Origin of the sequence: Salinimonas sediminis, assembly GCF_003429285.1 — a bacterium.
GTDB lineage: Bacteria > Pseudomonadota > Gammaproteobacteria > Enterobacterales > Alteromonadaceae > Alteromonas > Alteromonas indica.
In genome coordinates, this window is record NZ_CP031769.1 from 1833567 (window position 1) to 1856758 (window position 23192).

The 23192-nt window shown below is 47.9% G+C and carries 23 protein-coding genes and 1 pseudogene; 12 read left to right on the forward strand and 12 right to left on the reverse strand.

Translation table 11 applies throughout. The features are described 5' to 3' along the window. Positions 1 to 17: 17 nt before the first annotated feature. The 4 genes from ylqF to D0Y50_RS19750 all read left to right on the forward strand — a co-directional run bounded on the left by ylqF (position 18) and on the right by D0Y50_RS19750 (position 2609). The gene (ylqF, locus tag D0Y50_RS08235; protein WP_108566903.1) at positions 18 to 1016 is read left to right on the forward strand and encodes a ribosome biogenesis GTPase YlqF; all 999 of its coding nucleotides are present in this window, start codon (positions 18 to 20) and stop codon (positions 1014 to 1016) included. A gap of 473 nt (positions 1017 to 1489) precedes the next feature. Beyond that, positions 1490 to 1771, forward strand: a complete 282-nt coding sequence (locus tag D0Y50_RS08240; protein ID WP_108566904.1) for a hypothetical protein — start codon at positions 1490 to 1492, stop codon at positions 1769 to 1771. After that, positions 1768 to 2055 (forward strand): hypothetical protein, encoded by a 288-nt coding sequence (locus D0Y50_RS08245; protein ID WP_117316403.1) that lies wholly within the window; start codon positions 1768 to 1770, stop codon positions 2053 to 2055. The genes D0Y50_RS08240 and D0Y50_RS08245 overlap by 4 nt, the downstream gene beginning before the upstream one ends. Positions 2056 to 2357: 302 nt before the next feature. Continuing rightward, the gene (locus D0Y50_RS19750; RefSeq protein ID WP_108566906.1) at positions 2358 to 2609 is read left to right on the forward strand and encodes a hypothetical protein; all 252 of its coding nucleotides are present in this window, start codon (positions 2358 to 2360) and stop codon (positions 2607 to 2609) included. A gap of 187 nt (positions 2610 to 2796) precedes the next feature. On the opposite strand, the gene D0Y50_RS08255 is transcribed toward D0Y50_RS19750, so the two are convergent. The 3 genes and pseudogenes from D0Y50_RS08255 to D0Y50_RS08265 all read right to left on the reverse strand — a co-directional run. Next, positions 2797 to 3210 (reverse strand): alpha/beta fold hydrolase, encoded by a 414-nt coding sequence (locus D0Y50_RS08255; protein ID WP_232366489.1) that lies wholly within the window; start codon positions 3208 to 3210, stop codon positions 2797 to 2799. A 32-nt stretch (positions 3211 to 3242) separates the two neighbouring features. Further along, positions 3243 to 4403: an IS30 family transposase gene (locus D0Y50_RS08260; protein WP_117315147.1), complete on the reverse strand. Its 1161-nt coding sequence runs from the start codon at positions 4401 to 4403 to the stop codon at positions 3243 to 3245. Positions 4404 to 4476: 73 nt separating this feature from the next. Then, positions 4477 to 4992 (reverse strand): annotated as a pseudogene (locus D0Y50_RS08265) (alpha/beta fold hydrolase); the annotation flags it as partial. Positions 4993 to 5881: 889 nt separating this feature from the next. On the opposite strand from D0Y50_RS08265, the gene D0Y50_RS08270 reads away from it, so the two are divergent. Further along, positions 5882 to 6958 (forward strand): GGDEF domain-containing protein, encoded by a 1077-nt coding sequence (locus tag D0Y50_RS08270; RefSeq protein ID WP_117316406.1) that lies wholly within the window; start codon positions 5882 to 5884, stop codon positions 6956 to 6958. Positions 6959 to 7079: 121 nt separating this feature from the next. Here D0Y50_RS08270 and D0Y50_RS08275 read toward each other — a convergent pair whose 3' ends face one another. The 6 genes from D0Y50_RS08275 to D0Y50_RS08300 form a co-directional block, all read right to left on the reverse strand. Continuing rightward, positions 7080 to 8306: an MFS transporter gene (locus D0Y50_RS08275; RefSeq protein WP_117316408.1), complete on the reverse strand. Its 1227-nt coding sequence runs from the start codon at positions 8304 to 8306 to the stop codon at positions 7080 to 7082. A 242-nt stretch (positions 8307 to 8548) separates the two neighbouring features. Beyond that, the gene (locus tag D0Y50_RS08280; protein WP_117318680.1) at positions 8549 to 9178 is read right to left on the reverse strand and encodes a protein-methionine-sulfoxide reductase heme-binding subunit MsrQ; all 630 of its coding nucleotides are present in this window, start codon (positions 9176 to 9178) and stop codon (positions 8549 to 8551) included. Between the two features lie 8 nt (positions 9179 to 9186). After that, a complete protein-coding gene (gene msrP / locus D0Y50_RS08285; protein WP_108566909.1) occupies positions 9187 to 10188 on the reverse strand; it encodes a protein-methionine-sulfoxide reductase catalytic subunit MsrP in 1002 nt (333 codons plus the stop codon). 256 nt (positions 10189 to 10444) lie between these two features. Beyond that, positions 10445 to 11773, reverse strand: coding sequence for an anti-phage deoxyguanosine triphosphatase (locus D0Y50_RS08290; protein WP_408640686.1), 1329 nt, complete (start codon positions 11771 to 11773; stop codon positions 10445 to 10447). Positions 11774 to 11896: 123 nt separating this feature from the next. After that, the gene (yfbR, locus tag D0Y50_RS08295) at positions 11897 to 12505 is read right to left on the reverse strand and encodes a 5'-deoxynucleotidase (protein WP_117316410.1); all 609 of its coding nucleotides are present in this window, start codon (positions 12503 to 12505) and stop codon (positions 11897 to 11899) included. A 6-nt stretch (positions 12506 to 12511) separates the two neighbouring features. Further along, complete coding sequence (locus tag D0Y50_RS08300; RefSeq protein ID WP_117316412.1) at positions 12512 to 13729, reverse strand: pyridoxal phosphate-dependent aminotransferase; 1218 nt, start codon at positions 13727 to 13729, stop codon at positions 12512 to 12514. Between the two features lie 376 nt (positions 13730 to 14105). On the opposite strand from D0Y50_RS08300, the gene D0Y50_RS08305 reads away from it, so the two are divergent. Further along, complete coding sequence (locus tag D0Y50_RS08305) at positions 14106 to 14900, forward strand: DUF2189 domain-containing protein (protein WP_117316414.1); 795 nt, start codon at positions 14106 to 14108, stop codon at positions 14898 to 14900. Between the two features lie 361 nt (positions 14901 to 15261). Further along, complete coding sequence (locus tag D0Y50_RS08310) at positions 15262 to 15588, forward strand: DUF3718 domain-containing protein (RefSeq protein ID WP_108566912.1); 327 nt, start codon at positions 15262 to 15264, stop codon at positions 15586 to 15588. A gap of 101 nt (positions 15589 to 15689) precedes the next feature. Here D0Y50_RS08310 and D0Y50_RS08315 read toward each other — a convergent pair whose 3' ends face one another. Further along, positions 15690 to 16088, reverse strand: a complete 399-nt coding sequence (locus tag D0Y50_RS08315; RefSeq protein ID WP_108566913.1) for an OsmC family protein — start codon at positions 16086 to 16088, stop codon at positions 15690 to 15692. Between the two features lie 8 nt (positions 16089 to 16096). Then, positions 16097 to 16939, reverse strand: a complete 843-nt coding sequence (locus D0Y50_RS08320; RefSeq protein WP_117316416.1) for a CvfB family protein — start codon at positions 16937 to 16939, stop codon at positions 16097 to 16099. Positions 16940 to 17007: 68 nt separating this feature from the next. On the opposite strand from D0Y50_RS08320, the gene D0Y50_RS08325 reads away from it, so the two are divergent. The 4 genes from D0Y50_RS08325 to D0Y50_RS08340 are packed head-to-tail and all read left to right on the forward strand — an operon-like array spanning position 17008 to position 20258. Beyond that, the gene (locus D0Y50_RS08325) at positions 17008 to 17751 is read left to right on the forward strand and encodes a 5-oxoprolinase subunit PxpA (protein ID WP_117318682.1); all 744 of its coding nucleotides are present in this window, start codon (positions 17008 to 17010) and stop codon (positions 17749 to 17751) included. 2 nt (positions 17752 to 17753) lie between these two features. Further along, on the forward strand, positions 17754 to 18449 hold the full coding sequence (gene pxpB / locus D0Y50_RS08330; protein WP_108566915.1) for a 5-oxoprolinase subunit PxpB: 696 nt from the start codon (positions 17754 to 17756) through the stop codon (positions 18447 to 18449). Then, the gene (locus D0Y50_RS08335; RefSeq protein WP_170145471.1) at positions 18436 to 19392 is read left to right on the forward strand and encodes a 5-oxoprolinase subunit C family protein; all 957 of its coding nucleotides are present in this window, start codon (positions 18436 to 18438) and stop codon (positions 19390 to 19392) included. Before pxpB ends, D0Y50_RS08335 begins: the two co-directional genes overlap by 14 nt. A gap of 59 nt (positions 19393 to 19451) precedes the next feature. Next, on the forward strand, positions 19452 to 20258 hold the full coding sequence (locus D0Y50_RS08340) for an aminotransferase class IV (protein ID WP_117318684.1): 807 nt from the start codon (positions 19452 to 19454) through the stop codon (positions 20256 to 20258). A gap of 224 nt (positions 20259 to 20482) precedes the next feature. Here D0Y50_RS08340 and fur read toward each other — a convergent pair whose 3' ends face one another. Further along, positions 20483 to 20908, reverse strand: a complete 426-nt coding sequence (fur, locus tag D0Y50_RS08345; RefSeq protein WP_108566917.1) for a ferric iron uptake transcriptional regulator — start codon at positions 20906 to 20908, stop codon at positions 20483 to 20485. A 268-nt stretch (positions 20909 to 21176) separates the two neighbouring features. Here fur and D0Y50_RS08350 point away from each other — a divergent pair, with 268 nt between their 5' ends. Continuing rightward, a complete protein-coding gene (locus tag D0Y50_RS08350; protein ID WP_117316421.1) occupies positions 21177 to 23186 on the forward strand; it encodes a methyl-accepting chemotaxis protein in 2010 nt (669 codons plus the stop codon). Positions 23187 to 23192: the final 6 nt, after the last annotated feature.

The following is a 23192-nucleotide window of genomic DNA, read 5'->3' on the forward strand; positions in this document are numbered from 1 at the left end:
AAGTAGAGGAAAAAAACGTGGCCTTACACTGGTTTCCCGGGCATATGCATAAAGCCCTTAAAGAAATAAAAGAGTCATTAAGCCAGGTTGATATTTTGATTGAGGTGCTTGATGCCCGTATACCTTTTTCAAGTGAAAACCCCGAGATCGCCAAAATAAGAGGCGACAAACCTTGCATTAAAATTCTGAACAAATTTGACCTTGCTGATCCTGATTTAACCGCCCAATGGCAGACCCATTTAGAAGCTCAGCGCGGTGTGAAAACCATCACGACTTCAAGCGACAATCCGGCAGGCAGTAAGCAAATTATCAGTCTTATTCGCAGTGTGTGTGCGCAAAAAGACGCTCAGGTGAAGTCAATTAATGCCATGATTACGGGCATCCCGAATGTGGGTAAATCGACCCTGATAAATATTCTGGCAGAACGTACGATTGCCAAAACGGGGAACGAGCCAGCGGTCACTAAAGGCCAACAACGAATTAATTTAGGCAGTGGCATTGTATTGTACGATACCCCCGGCGTGCTATGGCCTAAGGTTGAAAACCCGCACTCCATTTATCGACTGGCTGCCTCCGGGGCAGTTAAAAATACCGCAATGGAATACGATGATGTAGGTTTTTTTGCGGCAGACTATCTAATTAAAGCCTATCCGCAGGTTATGCAGGAACGCTACAAACTGGACATGTTACCTGACACGGAACTGGCATTTTTGGAAGCGGCAGCCAAAAAACGTGGCGCATTAATGGCGGGCGGTAGGGTAAATCTGCATAAAATTTGTGAGATTCTGTTAAAAGAGCTGCAATCTGGAAAGCTGGGTAGAATTACCCTTGAAACACCGCAAATGATAGCGCAGGAAAATATAGAGATAGCCGAAGCGGCGGCAAAAAAACAAGCAGATAAAGAAAAGCGCAAGCAAAAATTCAAAGATGGCTCGCTAACGCCTGAGAAACGCGACCGCAAAGAAAAACGCAACGAGAAACGCGAAGCACAAAGCCAGCGAATGAAAAAGCGTTAAGGTGCCTTAAAAGCCGACAGTGCAAAAGCTAGCGGTGTGAAAACCGGCAGGGCGACGCTTCAAAGTGTCGGCCGCGTACCGTTTTTAAAGGACTTTTTGTATTAAATGCCCTGACGTATCGCATAAGCGCCAAATAGCTGTGCCGGTTTACCTACCGGCCAGCCTTAAATGCGCCTGATGCGCCTCGACCATCTGGCGGCGGATAACCCATGCAGGCAAGGGCCGCCGCCTTCCTGCCTTAGCCATAGAAATAGCTGGAACTGTTGGCCAACTCATGTCTATCATTGACGAAAAATAATACAACATCACCCTATATGACGCTGGTAGGGCATCGTCCAGCGCTATCTAAGGCATTGGGTCGATGGACGATTTATCAACAATTTACACTAAAAACCTGTTTTTTACCGGTTGTGCCTTTTCGACCGGGCTGCTGCTTCCTTACACCCGGGACAACGGCTGGGCAGTATTACTGCTTGTTGCTGTTACTTTTTTTATTATTGTTTTACATGATAAAGCTGCTGGTGGATGTAATACGTCTGGTCAGCCGCAAAGAAACCTCTATTCACGAGCTGAAATTTTTCTTCATTACGTTGGCGGTGGTAAGCGCCGGTGCATACTTTTTTATCGCAATAATTGACTCTAAAGAGCAAATGATTGCCGGTTTACGTGAGGTAGAAGCGGAACAGGTATACAACTTTCAAAGCCTGAACGGGTTAATGGGAGGTATGCCCGCGATCTTGTCTCGACCTATTTGAACAGTTTGTATTACTCTATTGTGGTGATGGCCACGCTGGGAGATTCAACCATTACAGCTCATGGAGGGCTCACCAGAGTCATAGTTGCCTTTGAAGTAGCGACCGCGCTTAGTTTAACAGTATTTAAAATAGGCGGGTATTATGGTGAACGCGCGACCCTTGAAGCGCAACAAAGCGAAAGCCGTATTATACGCGAGCTACAAAATGTTGGTCTGGGCCGGCCATGCCAGCCACTCCAGACTGTTGACCCGGCCGCAGGGTGGTGGAAACGTCTGTTTACCTAGTTGTCACTGAGGCTAAGGGCGCGGCGAAGAGCCCGCGGGTCATTGATTGTGCTTTCCCCCCAGCACAATTAATGCGCTAGGGGGCGTAGTCCTTGTGCAGCTTTGTGCGAACACGGTTACCGCCTGTCCCTCCACAGCTTAAGATTTATCTTAAACATAACGGCAGCGGTTAGGCGGGATGCCATCGAAAGGGCGTGGCGGCACCAATCTATTGCCGCCCAGCTTAGGCCACATCCGGCTTTATAATGGCGCATTATTCACGATAGAATCCTATCACCAACGACAAACTACACCGTGAGGCTATGGCTAAACCCAGTAAAAAAGGACCGGTTCGCACGGTACTAATATCGTGTTTACAATGTAAAGCGCCTATTTTTAAGTACCGCAAGGGCGGTAAGGGTGCGTTGGTTAAATGCTTTATCGAACGCATAGTGGAAGATTACACAACTACTGCTTGCCACTGTCCAGGCTGTGGCCAGGAGTTTGCCCGCGATACCATGATTCGGGGTACACCAGCGTATAAAATTATTGGTGGTAAAGTTCACATGAAATAGTGGGCGCTGCCTAGTCGCAGCTTACTAGAAAACAGCCAATAGACGTTAGGAATACGCTTTGGGAAAAAATGAAGCTTATGCATTATCTTTGCAACAAAAAGGCATTAAACACCAGCTCGTGGCTGGCGTTTTCATAACAGCGTTGGCGCACACCCATAGCCGGGACTTGGCAACGGTGTGTCAAAGGTTACTTATTTAGTGCGGCTTTTTGCTGGCGCTTCAGCCGCTTTTTTTGTTTACGTTTTTTCTCTGCTTTGGCTACATGCTTGGCAATCCAGCGGGTCATTTTAGCCATCAGTACCGGTGGGAAATCATGCCCCATGCCTTCTACCACCTTTAAAGTAGACTTTTTAATATGTTTGGCGGTTTCCTGGCCACCGGCCAACGGGATGACCGGATCGTTACTGCCATGAATTACCAGGGTAGGGGCTTTTACTTTTTTCATCAAAGGCCGGCGGTCGGCGCTGGCAGTGATGGCTACCAATTGGCGCTTAAAACCGGCCGGGTTATAGGCGCGATCAATAGAACGGCTGGCTTGCTCATACAATGTTCGTTCATCGCTGGGGTAAGAAGGACTCCCGATTAAACGATTCAATTTCATATTGTAACGAATGGCCGCTTCTCGGCTTGAGTTCAATCGATGGGCGCAACACATCGGTTAAATTTCTGTGCTGGTGTTTCATAGTCTAACGTTTTTCTTGGTCTTTCGTTAAGTTGTCTCGCTACGCTGCTAAGTTTTTGTTGGCTGTGTACTGATAAGTCGGTACTTTTTGGAAAATACTGCCGTAGTAATCGATTGGTGTTTTCATTGGAACCACGTTGCCACGGTGAGTAAGGATCACAAAGATAGACTTTTATATCAGTGGCTAGAGTGAACTGTTTGTGGTCTTTAATTTCTCTCCCCCTGTCCCAAGTTAGAGATTTATATAGTTCCTTAGGTAGCTTTTGAGCGTGCTTAATAAGTGCAGCAATCACGGTCGACGTTTTACTATCATCCACTTTTGCCAGCATTACGAATCGAGAGTGCCTCTCTACTAGTGTCGCTATGTAACTGTTGTTAGAACCACATATAAGGTCGCCTTCCCAGTGACCAGGTATCGCTCTATCTTCAACTGATGCAGGTCGCTCACTAATAGAAACGGCGTCAGGAATTTTTCCTAGACCTAACCTTTTCAGTGAAGATTGACGCGACTTGCGAACCACTCTTTTTGACCGCAAACACTTTTGCAGTTCTTTCTTTAGAGCGCTTCGCGTCTGAATGAAGAGTGTTTTATAGATGGTTTCGTGAGACACGTACATTTCCTGATTATTGGGGTATTGTCGCTTTAACCAACCTGCAATTTGTTGTGGTGACCATGCCCTTTTAAGCTTAACGGCTATCAGCTTACATAAATCTGGAGAGTCAATTAACTTACATGGCTTAGGTCTCAATGCTTCGTCCCATGCTCGTTGTTCAGCTCTTACGGCACGGTAGTGCTTCAGCCCACCATTTCTTTTTACTTCACGGCTAATTGTAGATGGCGCTCTAGACAAACGTCTGGCAATTTCTCGAATGGATTGTTTACCGACTAAGCATCGTGATATTTCTTCTCTTTCATCAAGCGAAAGAGACTGTAGATGTCTTTTTCGTTCTGGTGGCCGATACCCACCAGTTTGATAAATGGTTGGCATAATAGAAGAGTGAAAGCGGTCAAACATTCTAGCGATATCATGCAGCGAATCACCTCGCTTATACCTGTCCCAAATAAGTGCTTTCTGTTCTGGTGAGTAATAGATACGTTTTCTTTGTTTCATGGCAACATTCCTCCTTTAATAAGGATAGCGTTGCACTCACCAATTGAACTCAAGGGTTATAGCGGCCTGGGCGGCGCGCCAGGCTAAGTAGTAACTTTATATTGGAGCTGGTTTGCGGGGTAACCGCAACGGTGGACATAATAGATGTTAGGCTTAGTACCTTCTTTTTATGCCTGGCAGCGAGTATCTGGGCAATCATCCCGCCCATAGACGCGCCCACCATATGCGCTCGTTTAAGCCCCAGGGCATCCATTAAATGCAACACATCCTCGGCCATATCCTCTAGTTTATAGGGTACTGACGAGGCCATAGGTAGGCGTTTGCTCAGCCAGGCTTTTAACAGACTAGGGTTGCCCAGGTCATCCAACTGGCTTGATAGGCCCGTATCCCGATTATCAAAACGAATTACCCGAAATCCCTTTTTAACCAACCCCTGGTACAAGGTATCTGGCCAAATCGTCATCTGGGCCCCAAGACCCATTATCAACACAATAGCGGGCGCGTTTTTATCTCCTGCGTCCTGATAGTGCAGGGTAATGCCGCTGGCAGTGGTAATGGTATTAGCTAAACCAGGTAAAGGTTGTTCCAACGCTGATTTTTTCGGCAAAGATTATCCCGTCCTAACAAGCACTTACTATTTCAGTAATAGCCAGCCTATGACCCCATAATGACGATTTGATGAAAAACGTTCCTCTATGGGCTTATTACGCTGTTTTAATTGTCTTTTGTGGCTAACAATAGCGGTAAAGCTGAGCAGAAAACATCATCTGATTTTTAGCGCGATGGGGCGGCGTTCCGGGGCTGTTTCGCCCGATAAATATCTTTGCCCCGCCTTGTGCAAAAATCAGCCGCGCGAGTATGGGGCTTACTGTGGTATGGCTCAATTAGGTCGAGGGGAAATGTACGATATGGTTACACAGCGTAATGTTTTTATGCTGTGTTAGGCCCAGCGCAACCGTACCGGGGAATAAACTACCCGGGGTAATTATTCTATACTGAGGCAAGGGCTGGTACATTGGGAATAGCCAGGGTTAGCAGTTATTAACTGTGCACTGCGGGCTAAATCGAACCAGCACGTTATCCTCATTTCGCGTGGCGGAAGAAAGGCGGCTGTCGTTTCTCGGTGACTAACCAGACTGGCACAGGCTCATGAATGGCGATAAAAGCAGTATGGCAACTAACCTCTACGCTTTACTGCCAGCGAAATAGTACGCTATTGGTACAGCTATTAGCTCGGGCAGGCCAGTTTACAGGGAACTATCAAGCCACTATGGCGATTACCGGGCACTGCGTAATTTAGAGCATAAGGCGCTTCGGTTACGCTAGCGCAGTATCATCGTATATGCAGTATAGGCTAATGACATTGTCCCCGCCGCGCGCAGTCGCCAAACTGTTTAGAAATAATCAGGTTTTTTACACTGCCGGCAAAAATACTGCTAATTTAGGCTTAAAATAGAATAATGTAGCCTGAATTGCTTATGTCATTTACGTGGTACAAAACGTTTCCTGACTATCCGGACCACCATCCTGATTACTGGCGTATACGTCTTATTTTCCATATCTTTTTGCTCGCTACGGTAAGCTTTGCCCTGTTAAGCGTAATCAACCTTTTTGTGTTTAAAGCCTACACGCTGGCAGTGATGGATGGGGTAGGTTGTCTTATCGTACTCGCGCTATACGGGTTGTTCAGACGGCTAGCAAACGTCGCGGTAGTGGCCGTTTTACTCGCGTGTGGCATAGCCGGCGTAATGCTTGCGTTTATCCTATTGGTGGAGGGGCGAAACTACTCAGTAATCTGGGCTACCGTGATACCTCCGGTAACCTTCTTCCTGGCCGGTCGACGGGTCGGTACTACCCTATCAACTATCGTTTTTTTAGCATGTGTGTATACCGTCTATTTGCAATTACAGCACAATCCGGCCTTTACCATAAATACCGGGGCGTTACTGAATGTCATTGAAGCCTCAATTGTGCATATTCTGCTATTTCGCTTTTATGAAGGAACCCGCTATTTTGCGTTCCAGCAAGCTATTGAGCGTGAACAGCAACTTATAAAAATATCCCAAACAGACACGCTTACCGGTATTTATAACCGCAATAAGTTTGCAAAAGAATATGCCAGCCGCTTAGCAAGTGGCGCTGAACCTTATTGTCTGGCGGTTATTGATATTGATCATTTTAAACTGGTTAATGATACCTATGGCCACGCTAAAGGTGACGCTATCCTGGTAGCGTTTGCTCAGCGCTTAATGCAAAACCTGCGTGGCGGAGATGTACTTGCAAGGTGGGGCGGCGAGGAATTCGTTATTCTGATTAGCAACACCACCAGGCACGATGCAAAAACAATAGTAGAGCGATGGAAACAGGCCGTTAGCGATGCCCCGTTTGATGAAATACCCGTTACCTTTAGTGCCGGTATTACGGTCTGCGACAGGCTACAGTCGCTCGATAGCGCATTTAAACAGGCCGACAATGCGCTATACACAGCAAAGCAAAATGGCCGTAACCGGGTCAGTCTGTACAGAGATTCGCCCATCATAGTCGTGCGCAAATAAAGTCACTCCTAGCCGATGATAAGCGCTAGCCATAACTCGCCAGAGGCCCCGGACAACATATATATCAAGGCTATGGGTTAAACGCTTATTCCACCGCGAGGGACCAACCCAGGCGCGCGTTTTAACGCGCGCTTTCGCTTACAGGTTGCGGCGACCGGGCCGACTGGCTCATTACAATCAGTAACCATACCAGTACCCCACCGCCGGCCAGTGCTACACCCACCCATCCGGTAGCCGCATAACCATAGCCGGCGGATAATGCCATCCCAGCCAGCCAAGGCCCCAACGCGTTCGCGGTGTTGAACGAGGCATGGTTCATTGCCCCAGCCAGGGTTTGCGCATTTCCGGCTACATCCATTAAGCGGGTTTGCAGCGGCACCACCATTCCACCGCCAATACCGATGAAAAATAAAGATATGGCCATTAGCACAGGATTTCCCATCGAGGCCGCATACGCAGCAGCAGATAACCCGAGTAATACCTGAAATGCAATAGCACTGGATAAAAGACGGCCTTCTGAATAACGGCCGGCAATAATATTGCCCAAGGTAACGCCGATACCGTAAATTAACAGCGTGGCCGAAATACCCCATTCCGGCGCGCCGGTGGTATTCAAATAAGATGCACTAAAATAAGAATAGACAGAAAACATGCCGCCAAAGCCGATGGCACCCATCAACAATACCAGCAAAACATCTTTATTTTTCAGTGCCTGTAATTCGGTCATAGGCTTGGCATCGGGGTTAGCACCCTGATAGGGGGCCGTTTTCCAGACCATAAGCGATGTGACCAAAGCGCCTGCAGCGATCATGAAAAACCCGGTGCGCCAACCAAATATCTGACCAATACCACTAATAGCAGGGACACCGATAATGTTGGCGATAGCCAGGCCCATAATGACATTACTGACCGCTTGGGCGCGCTTCTTTTTGCCCGCTATATCAGCTGCGAAAAGCATGGCAATACCGAAATAAGCGCCGTGGGGTAAGCCCGCGATAAACCGCGCCGCATTCATGGTCCATTCAGACCATGCCAGCGCGGTCAATAAATTACCGCCAGCATAAAAAATCATCATGGCAATCAACATCGTACGACGGGCAAGCCGTGAGAAAAACAACGTAATTAAAGGGGCACCTACCACCACACCCAAGGCATATGCGCTGATGGCATGACCGGCTACTTTTTCGCTGATACCAAAATCTTCAGCAAAATAGGGTAACAATCCCATTGCAGCAAACTCACTGCAACCAATCATAAAGGTCCCAAAAGCCAGCCAGAACGTAATTACGGCAAGGGAATATTGCTGCTGCTCATTAGCAGCACCCGAGGTTGGGGAAGAGTGGGACATGCCTGCCTCATAATAGTTAAAGCGGTTAGCTCATTGCCGAGCCAGTTAGGGGCAGGATCCTATCACCAGCAGCGCGCAGAGTAACGAATTGCTTTGTTTTTTATTAGTTAAAACAATGTATTAAGAGTATTTTATTGTTAACCACATGTAACTTACCAAGCTTCACCACAATGCCATAGAACAAGCAAGCTATCGGGCGGGTTTTATCTACTGTCCGGCGTATTCGATGGCCGGCGCCGTGGCTATTTATTAAACGGAATTAAGCGCAGTAGCTTATCTTTACGAAGCCATAAAATAGCCGCGGCAACAACCCAGTAAACCAGCGGATCAGCAAACAAGGTTTTCTGCGACCAACTGAAGTGCAACAACACCAAGGGGACACAAAGATAAATTGTGTTATGTAGCCGATGCCAATGTTTGCCCATTTTTTGTTGAATTCGTTTGAACGATGTGGCGGTCATTGCCAGCAATAACAACAGCGCAAGCATCCCGACCACAATATAAGGGCGCTCGGTTATCTCGCTAAAAATGAGCGCCCAGTTAAGTTGTAGTTCAAATAAAACGTACACCAGAAAATGTGCCAGCGCGTAAACAAATACATAAACCCCCAACATTCGCCGAAACCGCATTATATCGCCACAGGGAATGTGCTTAGCTGCCGGTGACACCAGCAAACTAATGAGTAATAAGTGAATCGCATTGCGGCCGGTAAAATTGATGAGGGTATCCACTGGATCCGCGCCAAGTTGATCGGTAAAGCCGAAAAAGAATGTCAGCCCTAGCAGTCCTGCAATAATACAATGACACCCAAGTTTGCCGACAAAAACCTGCGCCCGGCTCAGCCGTAACGGTCGTTTTAATAATCTACGCATAGCCACAACTAATAATAACGGGTTAAATCCATACCTTGATACAACGGCGCCACTTCGGCATATCCGTTAAATAACTGTGTTTCAATACGATTTCGCGAGAGTAACCCGCCGCTGGTAATGCGCCGCTCACTGGCCTGGCTCCAGCGCGGGTGGTCTACCGCGGGGTTTACATTGGCATAAAAACCATATTCGTTGGCCGCCAACCGATTCCACGTAGTGGGTGGCTCCTGGTCGGTAAGGCGAATTTTGACAATAGATTTGATACTTTTAAACCCATATTTCCAGGGCACTACCAAACGAATCGGCGCACCATTTTGTGGCGGCAGCGTTTTACCGTACAACCCTACAGCCATAAGGGTTAGGGGATGCATTGCTTCATCTAAACGCAGGCCTTCCACGTACGGATAGTCCACCCCGCCACCGGTAAACCGGCTGCGCTGGCCACGCATCTGCGAAGGCCGTTCAAGCGTTTCAAATGCCACGTATTTAGCCCCGGATAGCGGCTTGGCCAGTTTCAATAGGTTGGCAAGCTCGAACCCTGTCCAGGGCAATACCATTGACCAGGCTTCAACACAGCGCAGGCGATAAATACGTTCCTCCAGAGCGAAGCGCCCACTTAGCGCGTCGTAATCCAGTTTTATCGGGTTTTCCACCATTCCCTCTACCGATAATGTCCACGGGTCTACGGTGAGTTTGCTGGCGTATTCACTGGGGTCGTCTTTACCGGTACCAAATTCATAAAAATTATTATAACTGGTGGCTTTCTCGTAAGGGGTTTGGGTTTCATCTGAGCGATAGGCTGCGGGCTTACGGTAATCCAGAGGTTTGCCTGCAAAAGCTGGTTTGTCATCGTCACTAAACCAGCCCAACGCGTGTGCATTGCCACTGATCAATGCCCCCGCGCCTATAAACCCCATGGACTTTAAGATCTGCCGGCGTTCCCGGTAGACCGTTTCGCTGGTCACATCATGGTCGGTCAAACGGACAGACGGTTTATAAATCCTTGGCATAGCTCACCTCGTGTTATAACAACTAAGTACCGGTAACATAAAATCAGAAGAAACATGCATGGACCGCCAACCGTGAGATACGTAAACAGCCGGGAAGCTGCAACCGTTCCTATCCGAGGACGCCCGGCAGAGAGAAATTGCCCTGCGCTAACCTGCACACCATCTCATTTGCTACGAATAAGACCTTACAAAGCACAGTTTTCTTTCAGTTATTACACAAATTTCATGCACGCAGGCGGGGGGGACGATGTATGTGTCAGCCGTGTTTGGGAATAAACAGTGTGGAATACAACCGTGAAGCGAACTCGTCTGTCATACCCGAAATGTAATCTGCAATGATACGTGCACCGTTGTCTTCTTGTTGGGCAGCCTCCCAGCGCAGACGTGTATTCTCCGGCAGTAATCGAAGCGGATCGCTACTGTAAGCCTCAAACAGTGCCATCACTATTTGCTGCCCTTTGTATTCTAAAACCTGTACCTGCGACTGTTGAATCACTTGTTTATACACAAAGCGTTTAAATAAACTCAAAGCGTGCTCAAACACCTCGGGTAGCCGTGCCTGAAAACGTAATAAAGGGTGATCAAACAGGGGTAATTCGCAAATGTCGATGGCCGTGATAAAGGCGTTTACCAGCGCCCCGATAGCATTTTTTCGTTCATGCTGTTGTGGGCTGAACAACCGTTCCGCCAAAGGCATAATCTGCGTCGATAGTCCTGTTGCGCCCAAGCGCTGCAACGGTAACACAACCTGCTCGATAAACGCCGATTTATCCACCATTTCCATCACAATGGCATCTTCTAAATCATGGATCCCGTAGGCGATGTCGTCGGCCAGCTCCATAATGGTACAATCAAACGATTTGTGACAGGTTTTCCCATGCTGATTTTCACCCGTCTCAAACTGCATGAAGTTATCTCTGTCAGACTGGCTAAAGGGGGCTAATACCCACTCGAACATTGCAGCATCGCATTGGTATAGCCCTTTGGGCGGGTGCCAGTCACTGGCTTTTACCGTGCGCAGTGAATGACTGGTACGCCCATGACAGTATGGGTTAGTTAAGGTGTCTATAAAATTAGGGTATTTGACTAACCCCAGCATACTGCGCCGAGACAAATTCATACCGTGATCAGCGGTATAAGGCTCAAGCTGCGTAACAATTCTGAAAGTCTGGCCGTTCCCTTCAAACCCGCCGTGCTCATGCATCATATAATGCAGGGCAATTTCTCCCCCGTGACCAAAAGGCGGGTGGCCAATATCATGCGCCAGGCACAAGGTTTCGATAAGTGTTGAGTCCAGCTCCAGCAGCGTGGCGGCAGCCGGGTATTTTCCCTGTAGCTGGGCCGCTATCCCTGTGCCGATTTGCGCAGCTTCAAGCGAATGAGTTAAGCGGGTGCGGTAAAAGTCACTTTGCCCTACACCCAGTACCTGGGTTTTGGCCTGTAAGCGTCTAAATGCAGCGGAATGTAATACTCTGGCCTTATCTCGCTGGTAACTGTTTCGATGGTCGCCATCACGGTTTTGTACGCGGGGCAGGCGTCGGGCCTGCCACAGGGTGGACATATCAGGTTTAGCAGGCGTAGACATTATTATCACAACTCCGCAAATACTGGTTTAACGTATCTGTACTAAAAGGCTCAGGCGCGAAAACAACCAATCTGTTACTTAACAACATTCGCCCCGCATGCGTGTTCTGCTAACGTTATACACTTAATCTTGGTTAACATCTTCCTGAGTGATTTCATCCAGGCTGAGCGAAAAGCTGGGAACATAGCGAGCTACAAAATAATCTACTTCGGGCGACTGATAGTCATTAAGCAGCTTGTCCAGACGCTTCTTGGCTAATTTAAACTCCTGGTTGCCTGCATTAAGCTCTTCCAGCGTTTTAAGGTAAGCACATAAAACATCCGCTGCTTTTACAATAAAGGCTTCCTCAGAACTGTGCTGTTGGCCATCAATTAATTGGGCGTAGTCAGCTTTGAAATCGTCCGGGGCCATATCAATCAGTTTTTGCTCAGCGATTTTCTCGATTTTTTTGTATTCGCTGGCAATGGTGCTGTTGAAGTATTTAACGGGGGTAGGTAAGTCGCCGGTGATCACTTCAGAGACGTCATGAAACAAAGCGAGGGTGGCAATCCGCTCAGGATTCAGGGTACCACCGAAAAAGCGATTTTTTATCAGCGCCAGGCCGTGTGCCACCATTGCCACCTGAAGTGAATGTTCCTGCACATTTTCCGTACGCACATTGTGCATCAGTGGCCACCGATTGATCAGTTTCATGCGGGCCAGGTGAGCAAAAAAATGACTTTTATCGGACATGAATATTTATACCTGTCGGTAACTACTGAAAAAATTATTAATTTTGCGAATTGCCGGGGTCAGCATATCGCTATGCGGCAAAAATACCAGCCTGAAGTATATTCCTTCAGATAAATTAAAGGCCCGGCCATGCACCAACAACACTTTTTCGCTACTTAGCAAATCCAAGATCATTTGTTCGTCGTTTTTGATATTGAACTTGGCGGCATCGACACGGGCAAAGCAGTACATAGCGCCTTTAGGTTTCACGCAATGTATCCCCTCAATTTCATTGAGCATGTTATAGGCGAGGTCGCGTTGAACCCGTAAGCGGCCGCCTTCGGCCACCAATTCGTTGATACTTTGATAGCCGCCCAGAGCGGTTTGTATTGCGGTTTGGCACGGTACGTTGGCACACATACGCATAGACGATAATATGTTTAGCCCTTCTATATAATCCGACGCAATACGCTTATTGCCGCTAACCACCAGCCAGCCCGCCCGAAAACCAGCCACCCGGTAGTTTTTCGACAGGCCACTGAGGGTGACTACGAATACATCATCGGCCAATGCAGCGATACAGGTATGCTGGCGGCCGTCATACAAAATTTTGTCGTAGATTTCATCCGAAAATATCACCAACCCGTGTTCCCGGGCCAGTTCAACTACTTCCTGCAACAAAGCCTCACTGTATACCGCGCCTGTAGGATTGTTTGGGTTAATCAAGACGATAGCCCGGGTGCGCGCGGTAATTTTACTTTTTATATCATCAATATCCGGAAACCAGTCGGCCAGTTCATCACAGCGATAATGTACCGGCGTACCTGATGACAGGCTTACTGCCGCCGTCCATAGTGGATAATCCGGAGAGGGCAGAAGTACTTCATCGCCGGTATTCAGTAGGGCCTGCATTGACATCATGATTAACTCGCTGACGCCATTACCGATAAACACATCGTTAATCCGTAAATCTTTCACGTTCATCTGTTGATAATATTGCATAACAGCAACACGCGCCCCGTAAATACCTGTAGAGTCTGAATAACCCTGAGAGGTGGGCAGGTTATAAATGACATCCTTTAAAATGTCGTCTGGGGCTTCAAAACCAAACGGTGCCGGGTTCCCGATATTCAGCTTTAATATACGATGGCCTTCATCTTCCATTTTGCGGGCTTGCGCTGCAATGGGGCCACGAATGTCATAACACACATTATCTAACTTATGGGAACGGGCTACTGGCTTCATAATCCTGACTACTAATACAAACGGTTCGTCAGATTATCGCAAAGCTAGCGAAGTTGCGACGCCTTATTTAACCTAAAAATTGAAAATATTTAGCTAAATCATACCGCCACTGCAAATAAACGGTCGATTATGAGCAATATCTATCCTGTACCTGGCGAAATTAACTTAAGCTTCAGACCTATCGCAGAGAATAAAAAGCCGGTATATAAGTTTTAGTGCATTAAAATGCTGTAATAGTGGGTTATAAAGTTGTTAAAAAAAGCACGTGAACTATGTTTATAAAACAAGTGCTGAAGGCGTTTTAATGGCAGGCTCTGCGTTACCAGAATGGTCTGTTGCGATGCCCAGGCTCGGTTTTGCTATAGCGAGATACTGCATGTCACATTCGTTCAAACACACACCACATAATGCCATTACTGATAGTGGTATTGCACGGGTCATACCCTGTCGCGAACTGGACTTAACGGATCCCTTCAAATGGCTGGTACTGGCCGTGCACGATATGCGCCGGGCACCCTTACATACGCTGCTTTACGGCGCGCTGTTTGCACTGGTTCCCTGGTTTATTGTTTATTTGGTGAAGTTAACTGGTTGGCATTTAATCATTATGCCCGCCATTGTATGCTTCATGCTTATTGGGCCATTTTTAGCCGCCGGTTTATATGATGTCAGCTGGGAGCTGGAAAAAGGCCACCGGCCTAGTTTTTTGCATTCGATAAAAGCCACCACGCGTAATGCGGTAAATGGTTGGGGCTTTGCGGTGGTGTTAATGATTTTGATGATATTCTGGCTGCGAGTTGCATCGCTTATCCATGCCCTTTACCCACCTTACTTAGACGAAACGTTGCGCGATCTCTGGCCGTTTTTGATCTTAGGCACCGGCGTCGGCGTGCTGTTTTCCGTATTACTGCTTTTTATCAGCGCATTTACCCAGCCTATATTAATGGAACGAAAGGTTGATCTGGCGACCGCGCTGCTTACCAGCGTCAATGCCGTGTGGCTGAATAAACTGCCTATGGCGCTATGGGCCGGAATCATTTTTACCATCGTAGTATTAGGGTTTATTACCCAATTTGTTGGGTTTATCTTGTTAATGCCCTTGCTTGGCTATGCCACCTGGCATGCCTATATCGATACAATAGAAACAAAGAGAGCACGAAATTATGTTTAAAATGTAGTTTTATTACAACAAAATCGGATTTGTCTGTTCAAGAATTATGCTATTTCTACGTTGAATAATATTAAATTTCAGATCTCGGGAAATATCTGCGCAAAATTTGCACATATAAGCCATACTTTATTAGAATAAAAAGATCACTCGTTATACTACTTAGTAATTAGTGCGCGTGGTTTTTTATTAACTAACAGTAACTTACAATTGTAAAAACTCTATAACAAGGGTTTTTACGCACTTGTTACTCACTTACAACAATATTCCAACAGCATTTATTTTTTATTTGGTGCATAACTATAGTGCGTTCTGACTACAGAGCGCTTAACCGAGTTTGCCAAAACCGCTGAGGAATATTGAGATGAAAGTACTAACCAAAACACTGACCACCCTATTAGGTGTAGCCGCTCTTGCTGGACAAGCGCACGCCGCTCAGCCTGAAAAAGATGTTCGCTTTGTTGGCGACACACAGTTTTCTGGTTTTTGTAAAGCTATCGTAATGGACGATATCCGTATTCTTCGTTCAAGCCTGTCACGTAATGTAGGCCGTATCGGTGCAAGCCAGCGCGAAGTATTACGTTTGATTACTGCTGAAGATGGCCTAACCTGTAATGGTACCAGCCTGATTGAATTTTCAGTAGAACGCGATGCCAACTCTGTACATGATTTTCTGGTTTCACGTAGCTAAGATGCAGTTTAGTGGCGCTCGGGCAGTACTCGCTCAACGGTACTGCCCGACATAGCCCACCTAAACGCTTCGTTTCAGGTCATCAGGTCGATAACCTATAGTCAGGCATTTTCCAGTGTAAAGCTGGTGGTAATATCCACATTACCCTTTAGCATCAACATAACTGAGCAATACTTTTGGGCAGACAATTCAACCGCTCTGGCCACTGCCTTTTCAGATAAGTCCGTTCCTTTCACCGTATAATGAGCATGAATTGCGGTAAACACCCGGGGCGACGATTCGGCCCGCTGCGCGTCTAATTCGCACTCGCAGGCAATAACCTCTTTACGACCTTTTTGCAGAATATCTACTACATCGATACTGGAACAAGAGCCCACCGCTAATAATACAGATTCCATTGGCGATACCGCTTTTCCATTACCGTCCATGACCGTTTTATAGCCTGTTTCTGTTACCCCGGTAAAGGTAAGATCCTGGTCCCAGGATACTGTCGCTTTCATAACTAACCTTATTTGTCCGCCAGGCGTACAGCCTGTTTATCAATAATGACTTTACGTTGTTTATAAAGTGCGCCCAATGCTTTTTTATAAGCGGCTTTACTTACCTGGAAACGTGAGTAAATTTCATCTGGGGGGCTTTTATCGGTTAATGTTGAAATACCACCATGCGCTTGTAAATCTTCTATAATCGCGTCGGCCAGGCTCAGCCGACCCGCTTTATCAGTACGCTGCAAGGCGATATCCAGTTTTCCATCTGGGCGAATTTCTTTAACCACGCCGGTGACTGCCTCACCAATTTTCAGTGGCTTAAAAGCATCCGAATGGAAGATGACCCCCGTATAGGTGTCGTTTACCACAACCTTAAAGCCCAGCTCAGTTTTGGCATAAACAACTGCATTCACCTGTTCGGCGGGCGCTAACGTGTCGTTATGTTCCTGCAAAAAATAATGGAGACGGGTAGCCCCCAGTACACGCTGTGTTTTGGCATCAAAAAACGCGTGAACCACATAATACATACCAGGATTAATCTCATTCTCCTGATATTGCGAGGGTACCAGTAGGTCTTTGTCCAGGCCCCAGTTGAAAAAAGCACCAAAATGTGTCACATTTACCGCTTTAAGTACTTTGGTTTGGCCCACCAGAATAGCTGGCGTAGCCGCTTTCGCCACCAATGTGCCGGTTTCGTCGGGTAATACAAACACCGACAACTGTTGACCAATCGCCGTATTGGGCGGCGCATCAGCCTTTAGCAGCGTCACTATTTCTTCCACACCTTCTTGTACAGAAAGCTGAAAACCAAAAGGAAATTCACTGGTGACTACCAATTCGTTTATTTGACCGACCTGAATCATTAGACCTGACTGTTTAGGAAATTACAGTTAACATGATATCGCACATTAGATTTAAGAGCGAAGAAACTATGTTGTTAAATTGCGATTTAGGTGAAAGCTACGGCGCCTGGAAGATGCCTGTAGATAGTGCAATTATGCCGTTGCTTGATCAGGCTAATATAGCCTGCGGTTTTCACGCAGGCGATCCGGTGGTTATGCAGCACGCAATTGAAGCGGCGGTGACCCATAAGGTCGCTATTGGCGCCCATCCGTCTTACCCCGACCGCGAGGGGTTTGGTCGCCGCAGTATGGCAATGAGCGCCGCAGAGCTTATCGCCTGTATCCAATATCAGGTTAGCGCACTTAACGGCATGGCCGGACTACAGGGCTCTCAGGTAACGTATGTTAAACCTCATGGCGCTTTGTATAACGATTTCATGCGCGATGCTGCGATACGGCGAAGCGTATTTTTCGCGGTGGCCGGCTTTGGCCGGCAACGGCTTCCTCTGATGGTACAAGCCCACCCAGACTACCGGACCCTGCAAGCTGAAGCCGCCGAGTATGGAGTACCATTGATATACGAGGCGTTTGCCGACCGGGCTTATACCGATTCCGGTTATCTGGTCTCCCGGCAGCAAGCAGGAGCGGTATTGAGCCTGGACGCCGCCCTGGAACAAGTTGCCAGGTTATTGCGTGATGGCACAATTATATCGCAGGGCGGACAACCGTTATCGGTCAACGTTGACACTCTTTGCGTCCATGGCGATACGCCCGGCGCGGTGGCAATGGCCACGCAAATTCGCCAGTTAATTGCGCAGCAAGCAAAGACATAAACATGGAAGCATTTGGTAATATAACGCGTATTGAGCCCGCCGGAATTGACGGCCTTATTGTGTATTTCGAGCATGATACGTTAAGCCAGACCAATCAGGCTGTGCAGGCAATGAAACGAGCGCTTAAACACAGTAACCCAGTATGGTTAAATGCACTGATCCCGGGTTACGATTCGTTGCTGGTTTTATTTAACTTGCAGCATGCTGATGTTCACACGGTGTATCAAGCGCTACGCCACGCCAAACCGACCGGGCAAAGCCAGCACAAGAGTGAGCATTACACTCTGCCTGTGTGGTATCAGGCAGCTTCTGCCGATGACTTTGACGCGATATCACAGCATACCGGCTTAACTGCCAGCCAGATTATTGAGCACCATACCAGTCAGGATTTTCATGTCTTTACTGTTGGTTTTGCGCCGGGTTTTGCCTACATGGGAGAGTTACCAGAAGTATTAAGTTGCCCCCGTTTAACCACACCGCGCACCCGGGTGCCTAAAGGGGCTGTGGCTATCGCCGATCGCCAAACGGCGGTATACCCCAGCGACTCCCCAGGTGGCTGGCATCTGTTGGGCTTGTGCCCTACAGCGTTATTTGATTTAACCTGGCAGCAGCCGGTGAAGCTGCAACCCGGCGACACTGTGCGCTTTTATGCGATAGATGAACAACAATACAAGGCACTATGTAATGAGCCTGGTTAATATTACAATACAAGATGCAGGAATGCTTACTCTGGTAGTGGATGCCGGACGGAGCCTGGCGATGCAGGAAGTCGGGTTTTGTGTGTCAGGGGCCGCCGATATCCGAAGCTATCATCTGGTTAACTGGTTATGCGGTAATCCACGGCATAACGCGGTTTTTGAAGTGATCGGTAGCTTTGGTATGCAGGTCAGTGAACCCTGTATCGTTGCTACCGGCGGGCCGGAATTCACCCTTACCGTAAATGGCCAACCGGCATCGCCGTGGCAGGCTATGGCGCTGGCCACTGGCGACATCCTGGAACTTTGTCCCGCGCGGCTGGGCACCCGCAGTTATATCGGTATTGCAGGGCAATGGGCGCTGCCCCTGGTGGCGGAAAGTCAAAGCATTGTTATGCGTGAGGGGGCGGGGGGCCTTAACAATGACGGCCAGCCCATCCGGCGACACGATCAAATATCAATTCAAACCAACGATAAACCGTCACGCCAGTTACGTAGCCTGTTACCGCACGCTATACCCGATTACTCGCTAGGCACCGCATTGCAGATGATACCCGGTTATCAGTACGCCAGCTTTGAAGGGTGGCAACAGCAGCTCTTCTTTAGTAGCGAGTATGAAGTAACCAATCAGATAGATCGGATGGGATATCGGCTGAAAGGGCAGCCCATTGTATGTGATACACGTACAATGCGTTCAGAAGGTATTAACTTCGGTGCCATCCAACTGCCGCCGGATGGCCAGCCAATAGTCATGTTATCGGATCGCCAAACCCTGGGCGGTTATCCCAAATTGGGCTGTGTGGCAGAATACGACATTTACCGTCTGGCCCAGGCAGTACCGGGTGACAAAGTAAGCTTTGCGCCGGTGGATATTGATAATGCCCGGGCGCAATGGCTACTTAGACATCGCTTAGACCAACAGTTATTTGAAGGTGAATCACAGTGACGACCACGGCGTTTTTAAACGACACTTATCTCCCGTTAGAAGAAGCAAAAATTTCACCGATGGATAGGGGATTTTTGTTCGGCGATGGAATTTATGAAGTTATTCCTACGCACAGCGGAAAGCCAGTAGGCCTGCAGGCCCACCTTGCGCGACTGGCCAATGGGCTGGCAGAAATCAACATAGCCAATCCTTATGACAATAAACAGTGGGAAGAGATTATTGTTACGTTGGTGGAACGAAACCGAACCGCGCAAACCGGACCGTATATCGGTATCTACCTACATGTCTCCCGGGGCACGGTTATGAGCCGACAACACGCATACCCACAGGACATACCGCCCACTGTATTTGCTTATGGTTTTGCACTGGCGTCACCGCCACAACCTGATGTGGACAAAGTCAGCCCCCTGTCGGTGGCGCTGGAACAGGATCTACGCTGGGAAAGATGCCATATAAAGTCTACCTCGCTGCTGGGCAACGTAATGCATTTTGAACAGGGCCGGATGCAGGGTAAACAAGAAACGATATTGCTCAACGCTAACGATGAAGTCACCGAAGCCAGCTCGTGCAACGTTTTTGTTGTTAAAGACGATATTATCTATACGCCGCCGCTGGATAATCAGTTACTGCCTGGTATAACCCGGATGCTTGTAATCGAAAGTTTGTCCCGTGAGGGAATGAAGGTTAAGCAAGAAGTCGTCAGCAAAGCGCTATTATTAGCCGCAGACGAGGTCTGGCTAACCAGTTCAAGTAAAGAGATTACGCCGGTAATATCGATTGCCGATCAGCGCGTAGGCAATGGTAAAGCCGGTCCGGTATGGGCGCACGCCATAGCCATATTTAATCGCCATAAATTTAGCCTGTAAGGCTATGTGAAGTAATAAGATGCCACTGTGCTTTAACGAGCGTCTTTATTTGCCTGCGACGGTCGCGCACTCGTTTAGCTAGGGGTATTAAGGATGGTGTACCGGCTGAGTGGCAGTTTTACCTTAATGCTTGCGGACCCCCTGGCACCCCGATAACAAAAAGCCCACCGGATTAAGTCATAATTCGGTGGGCTTTAATGCAAAGCTGCTGTGTACACAACGTATCAGTCCAGCTGGTCGCATTCCCCATCGGCACATTCACCGTACAAATAAAGGCTATGGTGGGTCAGCTTCATATTGTTTTCTTCAGCAATCTCGATTTGACGACGCTCAATCATGTCGTCTTCAAACTCAATTACCTTGCCACACTTTAAACATACCAGATGATCGTGATGGTCTTTGTGACTAATTTCAAATACCGACTTGCCGCCTTCGAAATGGTGGCGATTCAGGATCCCGGCATCATCAAACTGGTTTAATACCCGATATACCGTCGCCAAGCCTATCTCTTCACCATGATCAATCAGAATCTTATAGACATCCTCAGCGCTGATATGCTGATTTTTCGGCTCCTGCAGAATTTGCAGTATTTTCAGGCGGGGCAGAGTCACTTTTAGACCGGCCTTTTTCAACTCTTTATTTTGATCCATTAATACCAACTTCAGAGGCTGTTAGAAGATAGCCGTTATTATAGGTAACTTGTATGGATTTGAAAGTAAAAGGAACGGTTTGTCAAATATTCGCAGGTTTTTTGAGCATCGTTATACGGTGGTTGCCCAGTAAACTTTATTATGACGCCTTAACTTTCCCCATGATCTCAACCAAATAAACTCATAAACGCATTGTTAAAGATAAATTTACAAATATTAAACAATTTTGTATGTTAGAAGACGCAGTATTATTTACAGGATGTGGTAAATGCGGCTAACGGTAGTCAAAAAAATAATAATAGGCTTCGCAATATTCTGGTGTTTGCTTTTTCTGGTAGGTATTTTGTCTTATTTCGGGCTGACTGAAATACGTCGTGCCGCCGTTTCTGTGGTAGAGGAGAAAATGCCTCTGCAGGTGCAGATGATGGATATCAAATCCCAGACGTTAGCGTTATCCACGATGGTAGCCAATGGTTTTCACGAGGAAGACAAGGCTAGCCTGGCCGCTAACCAGCTTCAGTTCAGCGCACTGCAAACCACGTATGAGCGCCAGTTGACCAACCTTGCGAAGGCGCGCAGAAGTGTCGATGTACCCCATCAAGGCGTCGTCGAACAGTCACGGCAATTTATTCACCACGCCGGCCAGATGTATCATGCACTCAGTGCGAAGCTTGACTATCATGCCGCCCTGCAAGCACAGCTCTTGCAGGTTATCACACTGGCAGACGAAGCCAGTGCATTGATGCTGGATTTGAGTTACCTGGACTCGCAACAACCAGGTATAGCGACCCTTATTGGCGCTGGCAATAATATAGATAATAAACTGCTTACCCTGAACACGGCCCTTAGTGAACTGGCTAAAACCACTAGCAAGGACGCCACCCTGGCCATCATAGAAGACCTGGATTATCAGTTCAGTAATCTACAAGTAGATACTGAATACCTGAACCGGCTGGCCGAAACAATTAATACAAATGGTACGGTTGAGGCGTTTAACCAACAGTTTTCGGCACTACAAGAAGCGGTAAATGGCGCTAATGGTCTCATCGCCCTGCAACAGTCGCGACTTAATGCTGTCGCGCAAAGCCAGCAATCTCGGCATGCGGCTACCCAGTCATTGGCGGCTGCGCTACTGGCTATCAATGCACTATTTGAAACCGTTAGTCAGGCGACTATCGATGGCCAGCAAAGTATTGTCGAAACGGTACAAGAAAGCCTGACAGAGACGCTGCTGGTATCCGCCGTAGGGCTGGTGGCCGCGTGTATACTGGCTACGATGGCAACGCGCAGTATAGCCCGGCCCCTGGCCAGGATAAACGCAGGGTTGGGTAATGTGGCTGACGGCGATCTAACCATTTCACTGCCCGACCATGGCAACGATGAATTTGCCGACTTAGCAAAAAAAGTGAATGCACTTATCCATAGTTTGCGCGAGCTGATTGGAAATATCCATACGCAGGAAACGCAGCTGGTCACCATATCCAAAGACAGTGTGGCAATGGGTGAGCGAAGCCTGAAAGATGTGGATAAGCAGCGTGAGCAAGTGACCCGCACTTCATCGAATACCCAGAACGTACAGCGCACCAGCCACAGTAACCTGGCTCAAATTCAACAATCCAGTGCCGCTTTGGAAACCATCACCGAACAAAGTCAAAGCATTACCCGGCTGGTTGAACAAAGCCGCCAGCAAAGTAACGAACAAGCCCGGCAGGCTGAACAGTCAGCACTGGCTATCGCCCGGTTAGATGACAATAGTCGCAGCATCGGTAGTATTCTTGATGTGATAAAAACCATTGCAGAGCAAACCAACTTGCTGGCACTGAACGCGGCGATAGAAGCGGCGAGGGCGGGAGACCAGGGACGGGGATTTGCGGTAGTCGCTGATGAAGTCAGAACGCTTGCGACTCGTACGCAAAATTCTACTGCTGAAATCGAAGGAATGATCGATAGCCTGCAACAGGATGCTGCCGGCGCTGTAAATGCCATAAGTGCCGGACGCGAGCAGGCCCAAGTCGGGGTACAAATTATTGAACAAGTCAAACAGCAGGTCGCTCAAATAGCGGATATTATTACTCAATTGAGCCAGATAAACCGGCAAATCGTGACCGATACCCAGCAACAGGATACCTTACTGGCGGATGTCGCCCGTAGCCTGGATGTGATAGTGACATTGGCTGATTCCAGCGCCCAAAGCACACATAAAGCCAATGATTCGGTTATGCAGCTGGATGCGCGAATGGATAGCCTGCGGGCAGCCGTAGAACGCTTCACCCTTTAACCGCAA

What these genes read in the sequence shown, in the direction of transcription:
- D0Y50_RS08260 (WP_117315147.1), bottom strand. Translation starts at nt 4,403, where the DNA reads ATGAAACAAAGAAAACGTATCTATTACTCACCAGAACAGAAAGCACTT.
- D0Y50_RS08350 (WP_117316421.1), top strand. Translation starts at nt 21,177, where the DNA reads ATGCGGCTAACGGTAGTCAAAAAAATAATAATAGGCTTCGCAATATTC.
- pxpB (WP_108566915.1), top strand. Translation starts at nt 17,754, where the DNA reads ATGGAAGCATTTGGTAATATAACGCGTATTGAGCCCGCCGGAATTGAC.
- msrP (WP_108566909.1), bottom strand. Translation starts at nt 10,188, where the DNA reads ATGCCAAGGATTTATAAACCGTCTGTCCGTTTGACCGACCATGATGTG.
- yfbR (WP_117316410.1), bottom strand. Translation starts at nt 12,505, where the DNA reads ATGTCCGATAAAAGTCATTTTTTTGCTCACCTGGCCCGCATGAAACTG.
- D0Y50_RS08315 (WP_108566913.1), bottom strand. Translation starts at nt 16,088, where the DNA reads ATGAAAGCGACAGTATCCTGGGACCAGGATCTTACCTTTACCGGGGTA.
- D0Y50_RS08320 (WP_117316416.1), bottom strand. Translation starts at nt 16,939, where the DNA reads ATGATTCAGGTCGGTCAAATAAACGAATTGGTAGTCACCAGTGAATTT.
- fur (WP_108566917.1), bottom strand. Translation starts at nt 20,908, where the DNA reads ATGGATCAAAATAAAGAGTTGAAAAAGGCCGGTCTAAAAGTGACTCTG.
- D0Y50_RS08280 (WP_117318680.1), bottom strand. Translation starts at nt 9,178, where the DNA reads ATGCGTAGATTATTAAAACGACCGTTACGGCTGAGCCGGGCGCAGGTT.
- D0Y50_RS08300 (WP_117316412.1), bottom strand. Translation starts at nt 13,729, where the DNA reads ATGAAGCCAGTAGCCCGTTCCCATAAGTTAGATAATGTGTGTTATGAC.
- D0Y50_RS08325 (WP_117318682.1), top strand. Translation starts at nt 17,008, where the DNA reads ATGTTGTTAAATTGCGATTTAGGTGAAAGCTACGGCGCCTGGAAGATG.
- D0Y50_RS08275 (WP_117316408.1), bottom strand. Translation starts at nt 8,306, where the DNA reads ATGTCCCACTCTTCCCCAACCTCGGGTGCTGCTAATGAGCAGCAGCAA.
- D0Y50_RS08290 (WP_408640686.1), bottom strand. Translation starts at nt 11,773, where the DNA reads ATGTCTACGCCTGCTAAACCTGATATGTCCACCCTGTGGCAGGCCCGA.
- D0Y50_RS08340 (WP_117318684.1), top strand. Translation starts at nt 19,452, where the DNA reads ATGGATAGGGGATTTTTGTTCGGCGATGGAATTTATGAAGTTATTCCT.
- D0Y50_RS08305 (WP_117316414.1), top strand. Translation starts at nt 14,106, where the DNA reads ATGTCACATTCGTTCAAACACACACCACATAATGCCATTACTGATAGT.
- D0Y50_RS08255 (WP_232366489.1), bottom strand. Translation starts at nt 3,210, where the DNA reads ATGAAATTGAATCGTTTAATCGGGAGTCCTTCTTACCCCAGCGATGAA.
- D0Y50_RS08335 (WP_170145471.1), top strand. Translation starts at nt 18,436, where the DNA reads ATGAGCCTGGTTAATATTACAATACAAGATGCAGGAATGCTTACTCTG.
- D0Y50_RS08310 (WP_108566912.1), top strand. Translation starts at nt 15,262, where the DNA reads ATGAAAGTACTAACCAAAACACTGACCACCCTATTAGGTGTAGCCGCT.
- D0Y50_RS08270 (WP_117316406.1), top strand. Translation starts at nt 5,882, where the DNA reads ATGTCATTTACGTGGTACAAAACGTTTCCTGACTATCCGGACCACCAT.
- D0Y50_RS19750 (WP_108566906.1), top strand. Translation starts at nt 2,358, where the DNA reads ATGGCTAAACCCAGTAAAAAAGGACCGGTTCGCACGGTACTAATATCG.